The sequence below is a fragment of the Streptomyces sp. SUK 48 genome, assembly GCF_009650765.1.
In the GTDB taxonomy this organism is placed as follows: domain Bacteria; phylum Actinomycetota; class Actinomycetes; order Streptomycetales; family Streptomycetaceae; genus Streptomyces.
In genome coordinates this window covers 7856698-7876023 of sequence record NZ_CP045740.1, presented here as the reverse complement: position 1 = coordinate 7876023, position 19326 = coordinate 7856698, and the positions used below count along the sequence as shown (strand labels likewise).

The 19326-nt window shown below is 76.2% G+C and carries 1 protein-coding gene; it reads right to left on the bottom strand.

Annotated features, from left to right (window positions below):
• Nucleotides 1-58: 58 nt before the first annotated feature.
• Nucleotides 59-18796, bottom strand: coding sequence for a non-ribosomal peptide synthase/polyketide synthase (locus GHR20_RS34895; RefSeq protein ID WP_153815523.1), 18738 nt, complete (start codon nucleotides 18794-18796; stop codon nucleotides 59-61).
• Nucleotides 18797-19326: the final 530 nt, after the last annotated feature.

Genomic DNA, 19326 nt, shown 5'->3' with positions numbered 1-19326 from the left:
GGGGCGGGCGGGGCCGGAGGAGTTCGAAGGGGTCGAAGACGTCATGGTCGTCGGATCCTCACCGTTCGTGGTCGTTGCCGCCGAGCGCGGCGTCTTCGTTGTCGTGGCTGTCGAGCGCGGCGTCTTCGTCGTCGCTGTCGGGTGCGGCGTCCTCGTCGTCCTGACCGTCGTGGCCGGTGCCGTGGTCGTCGTCGCCGTACGCGGCGTCCTCGAATTCGCTGAGGATCTGCTCCTCCACCAGGAGTGCCAGGGCGGCGACGGTGCGGGAGACCAGGACGTCCCGGGGGGTCAGCGTGATGGCGAACGCGTCGTTGGCGCGGGAGGCGATGAGCAGGGCGCGCATGGAGTCGCCGCCGAGCAGGAAGTAGTCGTCCTCGGCGCCGACGGACGTCCCCAGGGTCTCCTCCCAGATCTCCGCGACCGCCTCCTCGGTGGGGGTGCGCGGTGCCACGTACTCGGGCCGGTCCCGCTCCTCCTCCGGTGCCGGCGCGGGCAGGGCCGCCCGGTCGGTCTTGCCGTTCTCGGTGAGCGGGAAGCGCTCCAGCGCCACGAACGCCGACGGGACCATGTGGCCCGGCAGGAACCGGGCGGCCAGGGACCGCAGTTCGGTCGGGGCGGGGGGCTCGGCGCCGGGGGCGGTGAGCAGGTGGGCGACCAGGCGCGGCAGGCCGGGTTCGTCCTCCCGTACGGTCACCACCGCGTCCAGCACGTCCGGGTGGCGCACCAGGGTCGCCTCCACCTCGCCCGCCTCGATGCGGTGGCCGCGCAGCTTGAGCTGGTGGTCGGTGCGTCCCAGGTAGTGCAGTTCGCCCGCGCTGTCGCGGCGCACCAGGTCACCGGTGCGGTACATGCGGGTGCCGGGCGGCCCGAACGGGTCGGCGCGGAAGCGGCCGGCGGTCAGTCCCGGGCGGCCGAGGTAGCCGCGGGCCAGCGCGGGCCCGGACAGCCAGAGTTCGCCGGGGACGCCGTCGGGCACCGGCCGCAGCCGGGCGTCGAGGACGTAGGCGCCGGTGGCGGGCAGCGGGCGGCCGATGGGCGGAGCGCCGCCGTCGGCCGTCAGCGGTGCCGACCAGGTGGCGACGACAGTGGCCTCGGTGGGGCCGTAGGAGTTGACCATGCGGTGGTGCGGCGCCCAGCGGGCCACGAGGTCGGCGCCGCACGCCTCGGCGCCGACGATCAGCGTCTTGAGGTCCGGCAGGGTGCCGGGCGTGCCGGGGGGCAGGGTGCCCAGCGCGGCCGGGGGCAGCAGGGTGTGGGTGATGCGTTCGGCCCGCATCACGTCGGCCAGTTCGGCGCCGAGCAGCGGTCCGGGCCGGGGGACGACGAGCCGGGCGCCGTGCGGCAGGGACATGCACAGCTCCAGCACGGAGGCGTCGAAGCTCGGCGTGGCGAAGGCCAGCACCCGGTCTCCCTCGGCCACTTGATAGTGGGCGGCCTCGGCGGCGGAGAACGCGGCGAGCCCGCGGTGGGTGACGACGACGCCCTTCGGGGTGCCGGTGGAGCCGGAGGTGTAGATGACGTAGGCCGGGTCGTCCAGGTCCAGCGGGCGCCTGCGGTCGGCGTCGCCGGGCCGGTGTCCGGGGGCCTCGTCCGGCGGCGCGGCGAGCAGTCCGGCGATCTCCTTGGCGTCGAGGGTCAGGGCGGGGGCCGCGTCGCGCAGCATCAGCGCGATCCGCTCCTCGGGGTAGGCGGGGTCCACGGGCAGGAACGCGGCGCCCGCCTTGGCCACCGCCAGCTGGGCCAGCACCATGTCCACGGAGCGGGGCAGCAGCAGCGCGACCACGTCGCCGGGTCCGGCGCCCCGGGCGATGAGCCGGTGCGCCAGCCGGTTGGCCCGCGCCTCCGCCTCGGCGAAGGTGAGCAGGGCGCCGGGCGCGGCGAGCGCGGGGGCGTCCGGCCGGCGGTCGACGGCCGCCTCCACCAGGGCGGGCAGGGTGACGGCCGCCACCTCGGCGGGCTCCGGGCGGGAGGGCCCGCGCAGCAGCCGCTCGCGCAGTGCGGGCGGCAGCACATCGAGGTCGTCCAGGCGGGCGGTGCCGTCCGTACCGGCCAGGGTGTGCAGGGTGTGCAGCAGCTGCGCGGCGAGGGAGCCGGCGGTGTCCGCGTCGAAGCACCGCGGGTCGTAGCCGAGTTCGACGGCCAGCCGGTCGCCGGGCGAGACCACCACGGTGAGCGGGTAGTTGGTGGCCTCCCGGGCGTCCAGGTCGCGCAGGGCGAGCCCGTGGGCGCCCGCGGTCGCGTCGCCGACCGGATAGTTCTCGAACACCACCAGGCTGTCGAACATGCCGGTGCCGGAGGGCAGTTCGCTCAGCGCCCGCAGCGCGTTCAGGGGCAGGTGGTCGTGGCGCCGGTCCTCCGCGCGCGCCTCCTGCACCGCGCGCAGCCAGCCGGCCGCGGGCGCGGCGCCGTCGACGGCGATCAGGGCGGGCAGCGTGGTGATGAACAGGCCGGTGATGGTGTCGGCGCCGGGCAGGTCGGCGGGCCGTCCGGAGACGGTGGTGCCGAAGCACACCTCCGGCTCGCCGCTCCACCGGGCCAGCAGCAGCGCCCAGGCGCCCTGCACCAGGGTGTTCAGGGTGAGGCGGTGCCGGCGGGCGAACTCCTGGAGCCGGGTGGTCTCCTCGGTGCCGAGCCGCTGCGACAGCCAGGTGCCCGAGCGGGCCGTGGTGCCGGGGGCGGGCCTGCGGTCGTACGGCAGCGGGGTCGGGGTGCGCAGTCCGGACAGGACGCCGCGCCAGTGGTCCTCGGCGGGGCCGGTGCCGCGGGCGGCGAGCCAGGCGGCGTAGTCCGCGAACGGGCGGCGCTCGGGGAGCCGGGGCCGCTCGCCCCGGGCCAGGGCCTCGTGGGCGGCCAGCACGTCGGCGAGGACGTGGAAGACGCTCCAGCCGTCCAGCAGGACGTGGTGGAAGGTCCACACGACCCGTACCGCGTCCGGTCCGAGCCGGACCAGGGCGAGCCGCAGCAGCGGGGCGCGCTCCAGGGCGAGACCCCGGGCCCGTTCCTCGGCGAGCAGCCGCTCCAGCTCCGCCTCCCGCCGCTCCTCGGGCAGCGCGCTCCAGTCGTGCTCGGTGACCGGCAGGACCACGTCCCGGTGGACGATCTGGAGCGGTACGGGCACGCCGTGCAGGGCGACGGAGGTGCGCAGCACGGGGGTGCGGTCGACGACGTGCTGCCAGGCCGCCGCCAGCATGCCCGGGTCGCGGGCGCCGTCCGCCACGAAGGTGATCTGCTCGACGTACAGGCCGTGTTCGGCCTCGTCCAGGCCGTGCATCACCATGCCGGTCTGGGTCGGCGTGAGCGGGTACACGTCCCCGACGTCCGTCCCGCTGCCGACGAGCCGGTCGACAGTGGTCTGGTCCAGTGGCGCGAGCGGGAAGTCGGACGGGGTGCGACCGCCGGCGCCGGGTTCGGCGCAGTGCCGGACGATCTCGCGCAGTTCACCGGCCAGTTCGGCCGCGAGCCGGGCGACGGTCTCCGGGCGGTGCACCTCGCGGGAGTAGGACCAGGTGAACTCCAGCCGGTCGCCGGTGACCCGGCCGAGGACGTCCAGCAGGTGGGGGCGGTCGGCGGCGCGGTCCATGCCGCCGGTGAGGCCGTCGCCGTGGGGTGCGCCCAGCAGGCCGCCCCGCGTGGGCGTCCGGTCCTGCCGGCCGAGGTAGTTGAAGCACACCTGCGGCAGGGCGGGCAGGGCGGCGCCGGCCGTGGGGTGCAGATAGCGCAGCGCGCCGTAGCCGAGGCCGCCGTTCGGTACGGCCCGCAGGTTCTCCTTGACGGATTTGAGCACGGCACCGGTGCCGGCGTCCCGGGGCACGTCCAGGGCGACCGGGTAGACGGTGGTGAACCAGCCGGTGGTGCGGGCGAGGTCCGTGTCGGCGAAGAGTTCCTCGCGGCCGTGGCCCTCCAGGGTGACCGCCACCCGGTCCCGGCCCGTCCAGCGGGCCAGGACCCGGCCCAGCGCGGTGAGCAGGACGTCGTTGACGCGGGTGCGGTACGCGTCCGGCACGTCCTGGAGCAGGCGGCGGGTCTCCTCGGCGTCGAGCCCGGCGGTCAGGCTCTCCTCGACGGCGACGGTGTTCGCGCCGCCGGTGTGGTCGGCCGGCAGGGCGGTCATGGCGTCGACGCCCTGCCAGTGGGCGAGTTCGGCGTCGAAGCCGCCCGCCTCGGTGTGCTCGGCGAGCCGCCGGGCCCACGCCTGGAAGGACGTGCTCTTGGCGCCGAGTCCGGGCCGCTCCCCCTCCCGCAGGGCGCGGTAGGCGCTCTCCAGGTCCTCCAGGATCAGCCGCCAGGACACGGCGTCCACGACGAGGTGGTGGGCGGCGAGCAGCAGCACCGGCCGTCCGGCGCCGCCCGTCCGGCACAGGGCCGCGCGCAGCAGCGGCCCGTGGGCCAGGTCGAACCCGGCGCCGAGGGCGGCGGCCACCTCGCGGGGCTCCGCGTCCCGGTGCACCTCCAGGTGCGGGGCGGTCTCGCCGGGCGCGGTGCCGTACTGCCGCCACCGGCCGTCCCCGGCCGCCTCGAAGCGGTGCCGCAGCGCGTCGTGGTGCTCCAGTACGGCGGCGAGCGCGTCCCGCAGCACCGACTCGTCGGGATCGGCGGCCAGTTCGAAGGCCACCGTCTGGCTGAAGTGCGCGGGGTCCCCGGTGAGCGTGTCGAGCAGCCAGTGCTGGACGGGGGTGAGCGGGGCCTCGCCGGTCACCGGGCCCTGCTCGGCGCCGGACGTGACGTGGTCCGGCACCTTCTCGGCCGCGGCGGCGAGTTCGGCGAGGGTCTGGTGGGTGAACAGGTGCCGGGGGTTCAGGGCGAGCCCGGCGCGGCGGGCGGCGGAGACGATCTGGATGCCGAGGATGGAGTCGCCGCCGAGCATGAAGTAGTTGTCGTCCGCGCCCACTTCGGGCACGCCCAGCACCTCGCACCAGATGGCCGCGAGGGCGTGCTCCGCCTCGGTGCGCGGCGGCCGGCCCGCGCCGGTGGCGGCCGCGGCCCGCTCGGGGGCGGGCAGGGCGCGCCGGTCGAGCTTGCCGGTGGCGCCGAGCGGCAGCCGCTCCAGCGGCAGTACGAGGGCGGGGACCAGATGGTCGGGAAGGCCGGCCGCGAGGAAGGCGCGCAGTTCGGCGGGGTCCGGCAGGCCGGCCGCGCGGGGCACCGCGTAGCCGATGAGCCGGCGGTGGCCGTCCTGCTCCACCACCCGGGCCGCCGCTCCCGCCACGGCCGGGTGGCGGGCCAGCGCGGCCTCCACCTCGCCGAGTTCGATGCGGAAGCCGCGCACCTTCACCTGGTCGTCGCCGCGCCCGAGGTAGACGAGGTCGCCGTCGGCCGTCCAGCGGACCCGGTCTCCGGTGCGGTACATGCGGCTGCCGGCGGGGCCGAACGGGTCGGGCAGGAAGCGGGACGCGCTCAGGCCGGGGCGGCGCAGATAGCCGCGGGCGACGCCGGTCCCGGCGAGGAACAGCTCGCCGGGCGCGCCGACGGGCACCGGGCGCATCCGCTCGTCCAGCACATAGGCGCGGGCGCCGCCGAGCGGGCGGCCGATCGGCGGGTCCCGGTCGGGGTCGGCCGGGTCGCAGGTGAAGGCGGTGGCGTAGACGGTGGCCTCGGTGGGCCCGTAGATGTTGCGCACCTCGCTGCCGGGGACGGCGTCGCGGACCCGGCGCACGGTCCGCGCGGGCAGCCCCTCCCCCGCGAGGACGACGGTGTCGGCGGTGAGCTGTACGGCGTCCTCGGCGAGCAGCCGGTCCAGGGCGGAGGGCACCGCGCTGAGCAGTCCGGCCCGCCAGGGACCGGGACGTTCGGCGAGGGCCAGCAGGTCGCGGACGATCTCGACGCAGCCGCCGGAGAGCAGCGGGGAGAAGATCTCGAAGACCGACACGTCGAAATTGAGCGAGGTGGAGGCGATCACATGGGCCAGTCCGCGGCCGGTGAACTCGGCCGCCGCCCAGTCGGTCAGGGCGAGGACGGAGGCGTGGCTGACGACGACGCCCTTGGGGCGGCCGGTCGAGCCGGAGGTGTGGATCACGTAGGCGGGGTGGCCGGGCAGCAGGGCGGTGCGGCGTTCGGTGTCGCCGACCGGGGTGTCGGGCACCCCGGGGTCCGGTTCCTCGTCGAGCAGGATGCGGGTGAACGGGCCCTCGGGCAGCCGCCCGGCGGTCGCGGCGGCCGTGATGACGGCGTCGGGCCGTACGTCCTCGAAGAGGAACGCGACGCGCTCGGCCGGATACTGGGGGTCGACCGGCAGGTATCCGGCGCCGCTGGTGAGCACCGCGAGGAGTGCCACGATCAGGTCGGCGGTGCGGGGCAGGCACAGGGCGACGAAGCGCTCGGGTCCGGCGCCGGCGGCGATGAGCTGGCGGGCCAGCCGGTTGGCGCGGGCGTCGAGTTCGGCGTAGGTGAGGCTCTGGTCGCCGTGGCGGACGGCGACGGCGTCCGGGGTGCGCTCGGCCTGTCGCCTGAACGCCTCCGGCAGGGTGCCGTGCGGCAGCGCGGCCACCGGTCCGCCGAGGCGCTCCACCAGGGTCCGCGCCCCGGCCTCGTCGAGCAGGGGCAGTTCGGCGAGGGTGCGGCCGGGGTCGTCGGCCATGCCGGTCAGCAGGGTGCGCAGGCTCTCGCCGAGCGCCCCTACGGTCGTGGCGTCGAAGGCGTCCGGGTCGTAGTCCAGGTTCACGGCCAGGGTGTCGCCGGGTGCGACGACGACGCTCAGCGCGTAGTTCGTCGGTTCCAGGTCCCGTTCCTGCTCCATGGACAGGCCGTGGCGGGCCAGCGCGTGCTCGTCGAACGGGTAGTTCTCGAAGACCACGATGGAGTCGAACAGGCCGGTGCCGCCGGGTACTTCGCTCCAGGACTGCAACTGGGCGAGGGAGACGAAGTCGTGGCGGCGGGCCTCGGACTGGGCGGTCTGGAGTTCGCGCAGCCAGTCCAGCAGCGGGCGCTCCTGGTCGACGCGGGCGCGGGTGGGCAGGGTGTTGATGAACAGGCCCACCATCGAGGTGACGCCGGGCAGTTCGGCGGGCCGGCCGGAGACGGTGGTGCCGAACACCACGTCGCTGCCGCCGCCGTAGCGGGCCAGCAGCAGCGCCCAGGCGCCCTGGAGGACGGTGTTCAGGGTGAGTCCGGAGCGCTGGGCGGTCTCGCGCAGCCGGGCCGAGACGTCCGGGGCGAGGGTCATCCGCACCGTCTCGCAGGAGGAGGCGCGGTGGGCCTCGGCGGGGCGCCGGTCCCGGGGCAGTTCGGTGGGGGCCTGGAAGCCGGCGAGGGCGGCCCGCCAGTGCCGTTCGGCCCGCTCGGTGTCCTGCGCGGCGAGCCAGCGCAGGTAGTCGGCGAACGGTTTGCGCTCGGCGGGCCGCGGGCGGCGCCCGGAGGTGAGCGCGGCGTAGCGCTCGCAGACCTCGTCGAAGACCTGGGCGGCGCTCCACCCGTCGAGCAGGACGTGGTGGAACGTCCACACCAGGCGGACCCGGTCGGGCGCGAGCTTGATCAGGGTCAGCCGCATCAGCGGCGCGGCGCCCAGGTCGATGCCCTGCTCCCGGTCCTCGGCGAGCAGTCGTTCCAGGTCGTCGGCGCGGTGGCCGGCGGGCCCGTCGGACCAGTCGTGGTGGGTGACGGGCACGGTGGCGCGGTGCCGGACGACCTGGAGCGGTTGCGGGGTCTCCTGCCACACCAGGTGGGTGCGCAGGACCGGGTTGGCGTCCGCGGTCTGCTGCCATGCCTCGGCGAGCGCCTGCGGGTCGGCGACCCCGTTCAGCACCAGTTGCACCTGGTTGACGTAGGTGCGGCCGGCCGGGTCGAGCAGGCTGTGGAAGAGCATGCCGGCCTGCATCGGGGTGAGCGGGTAGAGGTCCGCGACGTCCCGGCCGGTGCCGGCGACGCGGTCGACGGCGGTCTGGTCCAGGCGGGCCAGCGGGAAGTCCGAGGGGGTGCGGCCGCCCGCCTCGGGGCGGGCGCAGTGCGCGACGATGTCGCCCAGTGCCCGCAGGACGCCCTCGGCGAGCGCGGTGACGGTGTTCTCGTGGTGCCGTCCGGCGCTGTAGTACCAGGTGATCTCCAGCCGGTCGTCCTCGACCCGGGCCACCACGTCGAGGAGGTGCGGGCGTTCGGTGCCGGGCGCCTCGGCGCCGCCCAGGCCGCCGGGTACCGCCCCGACCAGGGTGCCGCCGGGCCCGGACCAGTCGAAGCGGCCCAGGTAGTTGAAGCTGATGGCGGGTTCGGGCGTGCCGGTGAGCCGGGGGTCGCGCACGAGGTGGCGCAGCACGCCGTAGCCGAGGCCCCGGTCGGGTATGGCGCGCAGCTGCTCCTTGACGGTCTTCAGGGCGGTGCCCCAGTCGCCGTCCGGGACGGTCAGGGCGACCGGGAAGAGCGAGGTGAACCAGCCGACGGTGCGGGACAGGTCGACGTCCTCGAACAGCTGGTCCTCGCGGCCGTGGCCCTCCAGGCCGACGGCGACGGTGCCGTGCCCGGTCCAGTCGGCGAGGACCCGGCCGAGCGCGGTGAGCAGGACGTCGTCGACGCGGGTGCGGTAGACACCGGGGACGCGGCGCAGCAGGGCGTCGGTGCGGTCGCGGTCGAGGCGGACGGTGACCTCGCGGACGTCGGCCATGGTGTTGCCGCTGGTGCCGTCCACGGGCAGCGGGTCGGCGCAGTGCCGGGCGGCCCGCTCCCAGTGGTCGAGCCGGGCGGCGAAGGTGCCGGCGTGCTCGCGCAGCCGGCCGGCCCACGCGTCCACGGAGGTGGTGCGGGCGGGCAGTCGTACGGGCTCGCCGGTCAGGGCCTGCCGGTAGGCGGTCTCCAGGTCCTCCAGCAGGATGCGCCAGGAGACGCCGTCGACGACCAGGTGGTGGGCGACCAGGAGCAGCCGGGCGGGCCGGGTGCCGTCGGCGGTGAACAGGCGGGCGGTGAACAGTCCTCCGGTCGCCAGCCGGAGTCCGGCGTGGGCCGCCGCCGTGACGGACTCCTCGGCGCGCGGGTCGTGGATCTGGAGCAGGTCGGGTGCCGGGGCGCCGGTGGCGGGGATGTCCTGCCGCCAGGTGCCGTCGGGGTCGGCGGTGAACCGGGCGCGCAGGGCGTCGTGCTGGGTCCACAGGGCGGTGAGGGCGCGGCGCAGCGCGTCCTCGTCCACCGGTCCGGCCGCCTCGATGACGACGGACTGGTCGAAGAAGTCGGCGTGCGGTGGCCGGGGGCCGAGGAACCAGTGCTGGATCGGGGTGAGGGCGGCCGCCCCGCTGACCGGTGCGGTGCCGGTGACGGCGGGCGCGGACGAGCCGTCCGCGGCGGCCAGTTCGGCGACCGTGGGGTGCCGGAAGAGGTCGCGCGGGGTGAGGGTGAGTCCGGCGGCGCGGGCGCGGGAGACGACCTGGATGCTGAGGATCGAGTCGCCGCCCAGCATGAAGAAGTTGTCGTCGACGCCGACCCGTTCGACGCCCAGCAGCTCCGCCCAGATCCCGGCGAGCAGCCGCTCGGTGTCGGTGGCCGGGGCGCGGTGGGCCGACTCGGCGCCGGCCCCCCAGTCGGGTGCGGGCAGCCGGCGCCGGTCGACCTTGCCGTTGACGGTGAGCGGCAGCTCGGACACGGTGACGAAGGCGGCGGGCAGCATGTAGTCGGGCAGGCCGTCGGCGAGGTGGGCGCGCAGCCCGGCGGCGGCCGGCATCTCGGCGCCGGGGGCCGGCACGAGGTGGGCGGCGAGCCGCTTGCGTCCGGCGTCCTGGTAGAGGGAGACGACGGCCTCGGCGACGGCGGGGTGGGCGGTGAGCCGGGCCTCGATCTCGGCGGGTTCGACGCGGAAGCCGCGGATCTTGATCTGGTCGTCCGCGCGGCCGACGAAGTGCAGTTCGCCGTCGGCGCTCCAGCGCACGATGTCACCGGTGCGGTACATCCGTTCCCCGGCCGGCCCGAAGGGGTCGGGGAGATAGCGGGCGGCGGTCGCGCCGGAGCGGCCCGCGTAGCCCCGGGCCAGGCCGGCGCCCGCGATGTACAGCTCGCCGGGGATGCCCGGCGGCTGCGGCTGGAGGGCGGCGTCCAGGACGTAGACGCGGGTGTCGTCCAGCGGGCGGCCGATGGGCAGTACGGCGGGCAGCGGGTCGCCGGAGCGGAAAGGGCGGCGGGTGGCGAAGGTGGTCGTCTCGGTGGGGCCGTAGCCGTCCACGACGGTCAGGCCGGGGCAGGCGTCCAGCACCCGGCGCACCACCGCGCCCGGCACCGCCTCGCCGCCGGTCCACACCTCGCGCGCGCCGCGCAGGCAGGTGGGATCCTCCTGGGCGAGGAGCCGGAACAGTCCCGCGGTCAGCCAGAGGCAGCTCACCCCCTGTTCCGTGACGGCCCTGCGGACGAGGGCGGTGTCCAGGTCGGCGGGCGGGGCGAGCACGGCCGTGCCGCCGCGCAGCAGCGGCGCCCACACCTCGTAGGTGGCGGCGTCGAAGGCGTGCGGCGAGTGCACGAGGACCCGGTCGTGCCCGGCGAAGGCGCGGTCCAGGGCGAGGGCGGCGACGTCCCGCTGACGTACCGCGACGCCCTTGGGGGTGCCCGTGGAGCCCGAAGTGAACATCAGGTACTGGACGTTGTCGGGGTGGACCGCGGCCGCGGCCGGGGCGGGTACGGGATCGTCCGCGTCCGGGGTGCCGTCGGCGCGCAGCACGCCCTCGCCGGGCAGCACCTCGCGGGCCGTGTCCGCCCAGGCGGCGTCGGTGAGCAGCAGCTCGGCGCCGGCCTCGGCCAGCATCCCGCGCAGCCGCTCGGCGGGCGCCCTGCCGTCCAGCGGCACGTACACCCCGCCGGTGCGGACGAGGGCCAGCTGGGCGACGATCAGCGCGACGGAGCGGTCCATCAGCACGCCGACGGCGCGTTCGGGCCGTACCCCGCGGGCGGTCAGCCGGGCCGCCAACTTGGCCGCGCGGGCGTCGAGTTCACCGTAGGTGAGATGCTCGTCGCCGGCTTCCAGGGCCACGGCGTCGGGAGTGCGGCGCACCTGCGCGGCGAACAGGTCGGCGACGGTGGCGGCGGGCCGGCCGGTGGCGGTGTCGTTCCAGGCGCGCAGCACCTGTTCGCGGCGGTCCGGGGCGAGCAGCGGGAGCCGGGCGGGCGGGCGCCGGGTGCCCTCGGTCATCCCCGCGAGCAGCACGGTCAGGTACTCGGCCAGCCGCTCGGCGGTCCCCGCGTCGAACAGGTCGGGGTCGTACCCGAGGCGCAGGGTCAGCTCCGGACCGGGGTAAGCGGTCAGGCTCAGCGGGTAGTTGGTGGTCTCGATGCCCTCCAGGCCGCTCAGGCGCAGCCCGTGGGCGGCGGCGAGGTCGTCGTCCACCGGGTAGTTCTCGAAGACGACGATGCTGTCGAACAGGGCGACGCGTTCCGGCAGTTCGGTGAGGGCGCGCAGCCGGGTGAGCGGTACGTGGTCGAACCGCCGGTCCTCGCTCTGGTCGTGCTGGAGGGCGCGCAGCCAGTCGAGCAGGTTCCCGTGGTCGGGGACGGCGGCCCGGGTCGGCAGGGTGGTGATGAACAGGCCGGTCATGGCGTCGGCGCCGGGCAGCTCGGGCGGGCGGCCGGACACGGTGGTGCCGAACACCACCTCGTCCCGGCCGGACTGCCGGGCCAGCAGCAGCGCCCAGGCGCCCTGCACCAGGGTGTTGAGGGTCAGCCCCGAGGTCCGCGCCAGCTCCTCCAGCGCCCGGCTCGCGGCCTCGGGCAGGGTGGCCCGTACGGCGTGGGTGGACTCGGCGCGGTGGCTCTCGCGCGGCTCGCGGTCGTACGGCAGCGGGGTGGGCTCGGTCAGGTGGGCCAGCCGGCGCTGCCAGTGCCGTTCGGCCTCCGCGGTGTCGCGGGCGCGCAGCCAGGCGACGTAGTCCCGGTACGGCGGGCGGTCAGGGAGGGTGTCCGGCCCGTCGCCGCCGGTGAGGGCGAAGACGTCCGAGAGGACCTGGAACAGGCTCCAGCCGTCGAGGAGCAGGTGGTGGAAGGACCACACCACGCGGACCTCGGTGTCCGAGACCCGGGCGAGGAGCAGGCGCTGGAGCGGGGCCCGTCCGAGGTCGATGCCCTCGGCCCGGTCGCGGTCCAGGACGTCGTCCAGCCGGGTGCGCCGCTCCTCCTCGGTCAGCTCCCGCCAGTCCAGATGGGTGACCGGTACGGGGGCGTGCCGCCGCACCACGAGCAGCGGTTCGGGCACGTCCTGCCAGACGACCCCGCCGCGCAGCACCTCGGCGCGGTCGGTCACCTCCTGCCAGGCGGCGGCGAGGGTCCGCGGGTCGGGCACGCCGTCCAGGACGAAGGTGAGCTGCTGGAAGTAGACGCCCCGGTCGTCCTGGGACAGGCCGTGGAAGAGCATGCCCGACTGGGTCGGGGTGAGCGGGAGGATGTCCGCGACGGCCGCCGGGTCGGTGCCGGTGAGGCGGTCCACGGCGGTCTGGTCGAGCCGGGACAGCGGGAAGTCGGACGGGGTGCGCCCGGCGGATCCGGGCCGGGCGGCGAACCGGGCGAGGTCCGCGAGCGCGTCGGCGAAGCCTGCGGCCAGCTCCCCGATCGTGTCCTCGGCGTGCAGCCGGTCCGAGTAGAACCAGGTGAACTCCAGCTGGTCGTGCACCAGTTGGCCGACGACCTCCAGGGCGTGCGGGCGCTCGGCGGCCGGGTCGGCGTCCAGCTCCAGCGGCCGGACGGTGCCCCGGTACAGCCCGTCAGGCGCGTCCGACGCGCCCATCCGGCCCAGGTAGTTGAAGCTGATCCGGGCGTCCGGGGTGCCGGGGTCGCCGCCGGGTCCGGCCAGGTGGCGCAGCGCGTCATGGCCCAGGCCGTGCCGGGGTATCGCGCGCAACTGCTCCTTGACGCGCTTCAGTACGGCGTCCCAGTCGTCCTTCCCCGGGGCGGCGAGGGCGACGGGGTAGCGGGTGGTGAACCAGCCGACCGTGCGGCTGATGTCCAGCTCGGGGAAGAGTTCCTCGCGGCCGTGCCCCTCGACGTCGACCAGCACCCGGTCCCGGCCGCTCCAGGCGCGCAGGGCCCGGCCGAGCGCGCTGAGCAGGACGTCGTTGACCTGGGTGCGGTAGGTGTCGGGCAGGGTGTGCAGCAGGACCGAGGTGTCCTCGGGGGCCAGCCGCACGGTGAACGCCCGCTGGGAGGCGTAGGTGTTGGCGCTCTTCTCGGTCGCTGCCGGTACGACGGGTTCGGTGTCCGGGACGGCCCCGGTCCAGTACTCCCGCTCGTCCTCGAAGCCGCCGTCCGCCGCGTGGGCGGCCAGCCTGCGGGCCCACTGCCGCAGCGGCGAGGACTTCGCGGGCAGTGCCGCCGCGCCGTCGGCGCCGGTACGGCGGGCCTGGTAGGCGCGGTCGAGGTCCTCCAGGAGCACCCGCCAGGACACGCCGTCGACCACCAGGTGGTGGACCGCGAGGTGCAGCACGGCGGGCCGATCGGCTCCTCTGTCGTGCAGCACGGCGCGCAGCAGCGGTCCCCGGGCGAGGTCGAAGGGGCCGAAGTGCGGGGTGTCCGTGTCCGGGCCGGTGTGCCGGGCCAGCCGGATGCGGGGCATCCGCTCGTCGATGAACCAGACGGCCTCGCGCCCCTGGCCGCCGGTGTCGGCGAACCGGGAGCGCAGGGCGTCGTGGTGCCCGGCGAGATCGTTGAGCGCGTCCTCCAGCGCGACCGCGTCCAGGTCGTCGGGCAGCTGGACGGACAGCGCCTGGGAGAAGTGCCCGGCGTCCCGTACGCCGGCGCCGAACAGCCAGTGCTGGATGGGCGTCAGCGGGGCCGTGCCGGTGGCCTCCTCCGGGGCCGGGGCGGCCTCGCGGAGCCGGCCCGCGGCGTCCGCGCAGCGGGCCAGGGCGGCGACCGTCTGGTGCTGGTAGACGTCCCGCGAGGTCAGTGCCAGGCCCTCCTGCCGGGCGCGGGCCACGACCTGGATGCTGAGGATCGAGTCGCCGCCGAGCTCGAAGAAGTTGTCGTCGACGCCGATGCGGTCCGCGCGCAGCACCTCCGCCCAGATCGCGGCGAGCGCCCGCTCGGTGGGCGTGCGGGGCGCGACATGCCGTACGGCGCGCACGGCGGGGCCGGGGTCGGGGAGCCTGCCGCGGTCGACCTTGCCGTTCGGGCTGAGCGGCAGGGCGGCCAGCACGACGACCGTCGACGGGACCATGTAGTCGGGCAGGGTGCGGCCGAGTTCGCGGCGCACCGCCTCCGGTTCCACCGCCTCGCCCGCGGCCGGGACGACGTAGCCGACCAGGCGCCGGTGGTCCTCGCCCTCGACGGTGACGGCGGTGGCCGCGGCCTCGGCGACGCCCGCGCAGCCGCGCAGCGCCTCCTCCACCTCGCCCAGTTCGATGCGGAAGCCGCGCACCTTGACCTGCTGGTCGATCCGGCCCACGTACTCGAGGCCGCCGTCGGCGGCGCGGCGCACCAGGTCGCCGGTGCGGTACATGCGCTCGCCGGGCGCGCCGAACGGGTCGGCGACGAACCGGGCGGCGGTCAGTCCGGGACGGCGCAGATAGCCGCGGGCCAGGCCGCAGCCGCCGAGGTACAGCTCACCGGTGACGCCGACCGGCTGGGGCCGCAGCCGGCCGTCCAGGACGTAGGTCCGGGTGAGCGCGACCGGTTCGCCGATGGGCGGCGCCTGGTCGGGCAGCCGGTCACCGGCGAACCAGGCGGTCGCGTAGACGGTGGCCTCGGTGGGGCCGTAGATGTTGGCGATGCGGGCCGCGGGCATGGCGGCGCGCAGGTCGTGCACGGTCTGCGCGGGCAGGGCCTCACCGGCCAGCACGACGGTGTCCGCGGCCAGCGGCGCCGTACCGCCCGCGACCAGGCGGGAGACGACGGAGGGCACCCCGCTGAGCAGCCCGGCGCGCCGGGGGCCCGAGCCGTCGGCGAGGGCCGGCAGATCGGCGACCACCTCGACCGTGCCGCCGGCCGTCAGCGGGCACAGCAGCTCGAAGACCGAGACGTCGAAGTTGAGGGAGGTGGAGGCGATCACATGGCCGAGTCCGGCGTCCTCGAACCGCTCGCCCGCCCACGCGGCCAGGGCGGCGACGCTGCGGTGGGTCACCACCACGCCCTTGGGGCGGCCGGTGGAACCGGAGGTGTAGATGACGTAGGCGGGATGGTCCGGCAGCAGCGGCCGGAGCCGGTCGGCGTCGGTGAGCTCCGTGTCGGCCCACGCGGCGTCGTCGCAGTCGTCCAGCAGCAGCGGCGCGCAGTCCCCGGGCAGCGCGGAGGCGGTCTCGCGGGTGGCGACGACCAGGGCGGGCCGGGCGTCGCCGAGCATCAGCCGGACCCGCTCGGCCGGATAGCCGGGGTCGATCGGGAGGTAGCCGGCGCCCGAGGTGAGCACGGCCCACAGCACGGGCACGAGGTCGGCGGAGCGCGGCAGGCAGAGCGCGACCAGGGTCTCGGGTCCCGCGCCGCGCGCGACGAGGAGCCGGGCCAGCCGGTTGGCGCGCCGGGCGGCCTCGGCGTAGTCGAGCCGGGTGGGGCCGCAGACGACGGCGGTACGGTCCGGGGTGCGGGCCGCCTGCGCGTGGAACAGCTCGGGCAGCGTGCCGTGTCCGGTGCCCGCGGAGCGGCGGGCGGCCGGGTTCCAGGTGTCCACCAGCGTGCGCTGCTCCTCGGCCGAGAGCATGGGCAGCTCGGCGAGCGGGCGGCCCGGTCCGTCGGCCATGCCCTCCAGCAGGCGGTGCAGGTGCGCGGTCAGACGGGCCACGGTCGCCGGCTCGAACAGGTCCGTGTTGAACTCCGCGGTCAGCACGCAGCCGCCGTCCGCGTCCGGCGTGAACTCCAGGACCAGGTCGAAGCGCGCGGCCGGGCGGGGCAGCGGGTGCTCGGCGAGGCGCAGTCCGCCGGCGGACGGCGGGACGGGCAGGGCGGTCTGCTGTACGACGAGCACCTGCACCAGCGGGGTGCGGCTGGGGTCGCGGGGCGGGGCCAGTTCCTCCACGACCCGGTCGAACGGCACCCCGTCGTGGGCGAAGGCGTCCAGCACCGTCGTCCGCATGGTCTCCACGAACCGGTCGACGCTGGCCCGTTCGTCCACCTCGCCGCGCAGCACCACCGTGTTGGCGAAGAAGCCCGCCACGTCCTCCAGGTCGCGCCGGCCGCGTCCGGTGGTGACGGTGCCGAAGGCGATGTCCCGCTGGCCCGAGTAGCGGGCGAACAGCAGCGCGGCGGCACCCGCGTACAGGGTGAACACGGTGGTGCCCCGCCCGGTGGCCAACTGCCGCAGTCTGTCCACCAGTTCGGCGGGCAGCGGGTGCCGGTGGGCGGCTCCCGCGGTGCTGCGCACGGCCGGGCGCGGCCGGTCGGCGGGCAGCTCCAGGTGCTGGATTCCGTCCAGGTGCCGCTTCCAGTAGGCGAGGTCGGCCGCGTCCGCGCCGGACGTCCGCTGCCGCCCTTCCCACACCGCGAAGTCCGGGTACTGCACGCCCGGCCGCGCGAGACCGTCCGGCTCGCCGGTGGTCTCGGCGTGGTAGAGGGCGGCGAGCTCGCGGGTCAGGATGCCCACCGACCAGCCGTCGGTGACGATGTGGTGCTGGGCGAGCAGGAGCAGGTGGTCCTCGTCGGCGAGCCGCACCAGCAGGGCGCGGGTGAGCGGCCCGGCCGCCAGGTCGTGGGGGCGGCCCAGTTCCTCGGTGAGCAGGTCCTCGGCGGCCGCGGCGCGGCGCTCCGCGGGCAGGTCGCGGACGTCGGCCGTGCGCAGCGGCAGGTCCGGCTCCGCCGCGATCCGCTGGCGGGCCTGCCCGTCCGCCGTGGCGAACGTGGTGCGCAGGGCGGCGTGCCGGGCGGCGAGGCGTTGCAGGGACCGGTGCAGCGCGGCCGGGTCCAGGGCGCCGCGCAGCCGCAGGGACACACCGGTGTTGTACTCGGTGCCGCCCGCGCTGAGTTCGTCCAGGTACCACAGCCGCCGCTGCGCGCTGGACAGCGGCAGCCCGTCCGCGTGCGGGACCGGGGATATCGGCTCGGCGGGTGCGGCGGCCGAGGGGTCGGCGAGGAGCGGGGCGAGGGCGGCGACGGTCCGTGCCGAGAAGACGTCCCGCACGGTCAGCCGGACACCCAGCTCGTCCCTGATCCGGGACAGGGTCCGGGCGGCGAGGATGGATTCGCCGCCGAGGTCGAAGAAGTCGTCCGTCACGCCGACCTCGTCCACGCCCAGGACGTCCGCCCAGATCGCCGCGAGCGCTCGTTCCTCGTCGGTGCGCGGCGCCAGGTGTCCGGCCGCGGCCGTGCGCTCCGGCGCGGGCAGGGCCCGCCGGTCGATCTTGTTCTGCGGGGTGAGCGGCATCCGGTCCAGCACCACGACCGCGGCCGGCACCATGTGGGCGGGCAACCGCGCGGCCACGGCGGCACGCAGGGCCGCGGGGTCCAGGACGCCCGCGGGGCGGGACGAGGGGGCGGCGGGGTCCGGGGCGGGAGTCGCCGGGTCCGGGTCCGGGGCGGCGGCGGGTACCGGACCGGCCGGGGTGACGTAGCCGACGAGGCGCTGGTGACCCGGCTCGTCCTCGCGTACGACGACCACGGCCTCGCCGACGGTGTCGGCGCCGGCCAGGCGCAGGGCGGCCTCGATCTCGCCCGGCTCGATCCGGAAGCCGCGGATCTTCACCTGCCGGTCGAGGCGGCCGAGGAACTCCAGCTCCCCGTCGGGCGTTCGGCGCGCCCGGTCCCCGGTGCGGTACAGGCGGGCCCCGGCCGGTCCGAAGGGATCGGGCACGAAGCGGATGGCGGTCAGGCCCGGGCGGCCGAGGTAGCCGCGGGCCACCGCGTCGCCGCCGATGAACAACTCGCCGTCCGCGCCGGGCGGTACGGGCCGCATCGCGGCGTCGAGCACATGGGTCCGGGTGTGCGGCAGGGCGTCGCCGATCGTCGGGGTGCCCCGGCCCGCGGTGAGCGGCCCGGTCCAGGTGGCGACGATGGTGGCCTCGGTCGGACCGTACGAGTTGATCATGCGGCGGCCGGGCGCCCAGGTGTCCACGAGCCCGGCCGGGCAGGCTTCGGCGCCCACGATCAGTGTGCGCAGATGACGCCCCGCGCCGGTCTCCGGCCCCGGCAGGGTGGCGAGCGCGGCGGGCGGGATGAGGGCGTGGGTGATGCGGTGCTCGTCCAGGACACCGGCGAGTTCGTCGCCCAGCCAGGGGCCCTGCGGCGGTACGACGAGGGTGGCGCCGGACAGCACCGAGATGAACAGCTCCAGGACGGAGGCGTCGAAGCTCGGCGAGGAGAACTGGAGCACGCGGTCGCCGGGACCCACGGCGTACCGCTCGGCCGCGGCGGTGACGAACCCGCCGATGCCGCGGTGGGTGACCGTCACGCCCTTGGGGGTGCCGGTGGAACCAGAGGTATAGATGACGTACGCGGCACTGTCGGCCCCGGCGACCGGCTCCCCCGCAGGGCGCCCGCCGTCGGCGTCGGCATCGGCGTCGAGCAGCTCGCCGACCCGGCCCGCGTCGTCGAGGGTGACGGCGGGTGCGGCGTCGGCGAGCATCAGGGCCCGGCGCTCGGCGGGGTAGGCGGGGTCCACGGGCAGGAAGGCGGCACCGGCCCGGGCGACGGCCAGTTCGGCGGCGATCAGTTCCATGGAGCGCGGCAGGACCAGGGCGACCACCCGGTCGGGTCCGGCGCGCCGGCATGTCAGATGTGCGGCCAACCGGTCGGCCCGGTCGGCCAGTTGGCGGTAGGTCCAGGTCCGCCGGCCGTCCGTGAGGGCCGGTGCGTCCGGGGTACGGGCCACCCAGGCGGCGAACAGCGCGCCGAGCATCGGGGGCGCCCCGGTCGTGCTGCTCTCCGTCGCACCGGCGGGGCCGGAGCGCGGCAGGGAGGGCGCCGATGCGGGCTTGTCGTGCGGGTCCGTCATGGGTGTAGTCCTTTGGAGAGCGGGACGATGGGGCACGGGCCGTGGGGGCGGCCCGGGCCCACCGCGGGGGCGGCGCGCTGGAACGGGGGCGCACCGGGCGGGGACGACGGTGCTGGACGAACGGGCCGGCGGGGCCGGTCGGGCTGACCGGTACCGCGCGTGACGAACGGGGTGACAGGGGGGTGGCGCTTCCCGCGCGCCCTCCGGCAGGGCGACGGCCGGGCCGCCGCGCCGGGTGACACGGCGGGGCACGGGCCGGGTACGCGATGCCGGGCGGACCGCGCGTACCGGGTGCGGGCGCCCCGGTGGGGACGGGAGGGGATGACGGGGCGAGACGGGCGGCCGGGGCTACGAGCTCCGGGCGGGACATCCGCCGCACCCGGGCGGGGACCGGACACCGGCACGCCGACCGGGGCCGGACCTCACCGGGCCGTGACCGGGGACCATGCCCTGTCCGGGACCGGACCCCGCACGGCACCGGACCGGCGGCTCAGGACCGATGACCGGCCCGAACCCGCCCGGGGCCCGGA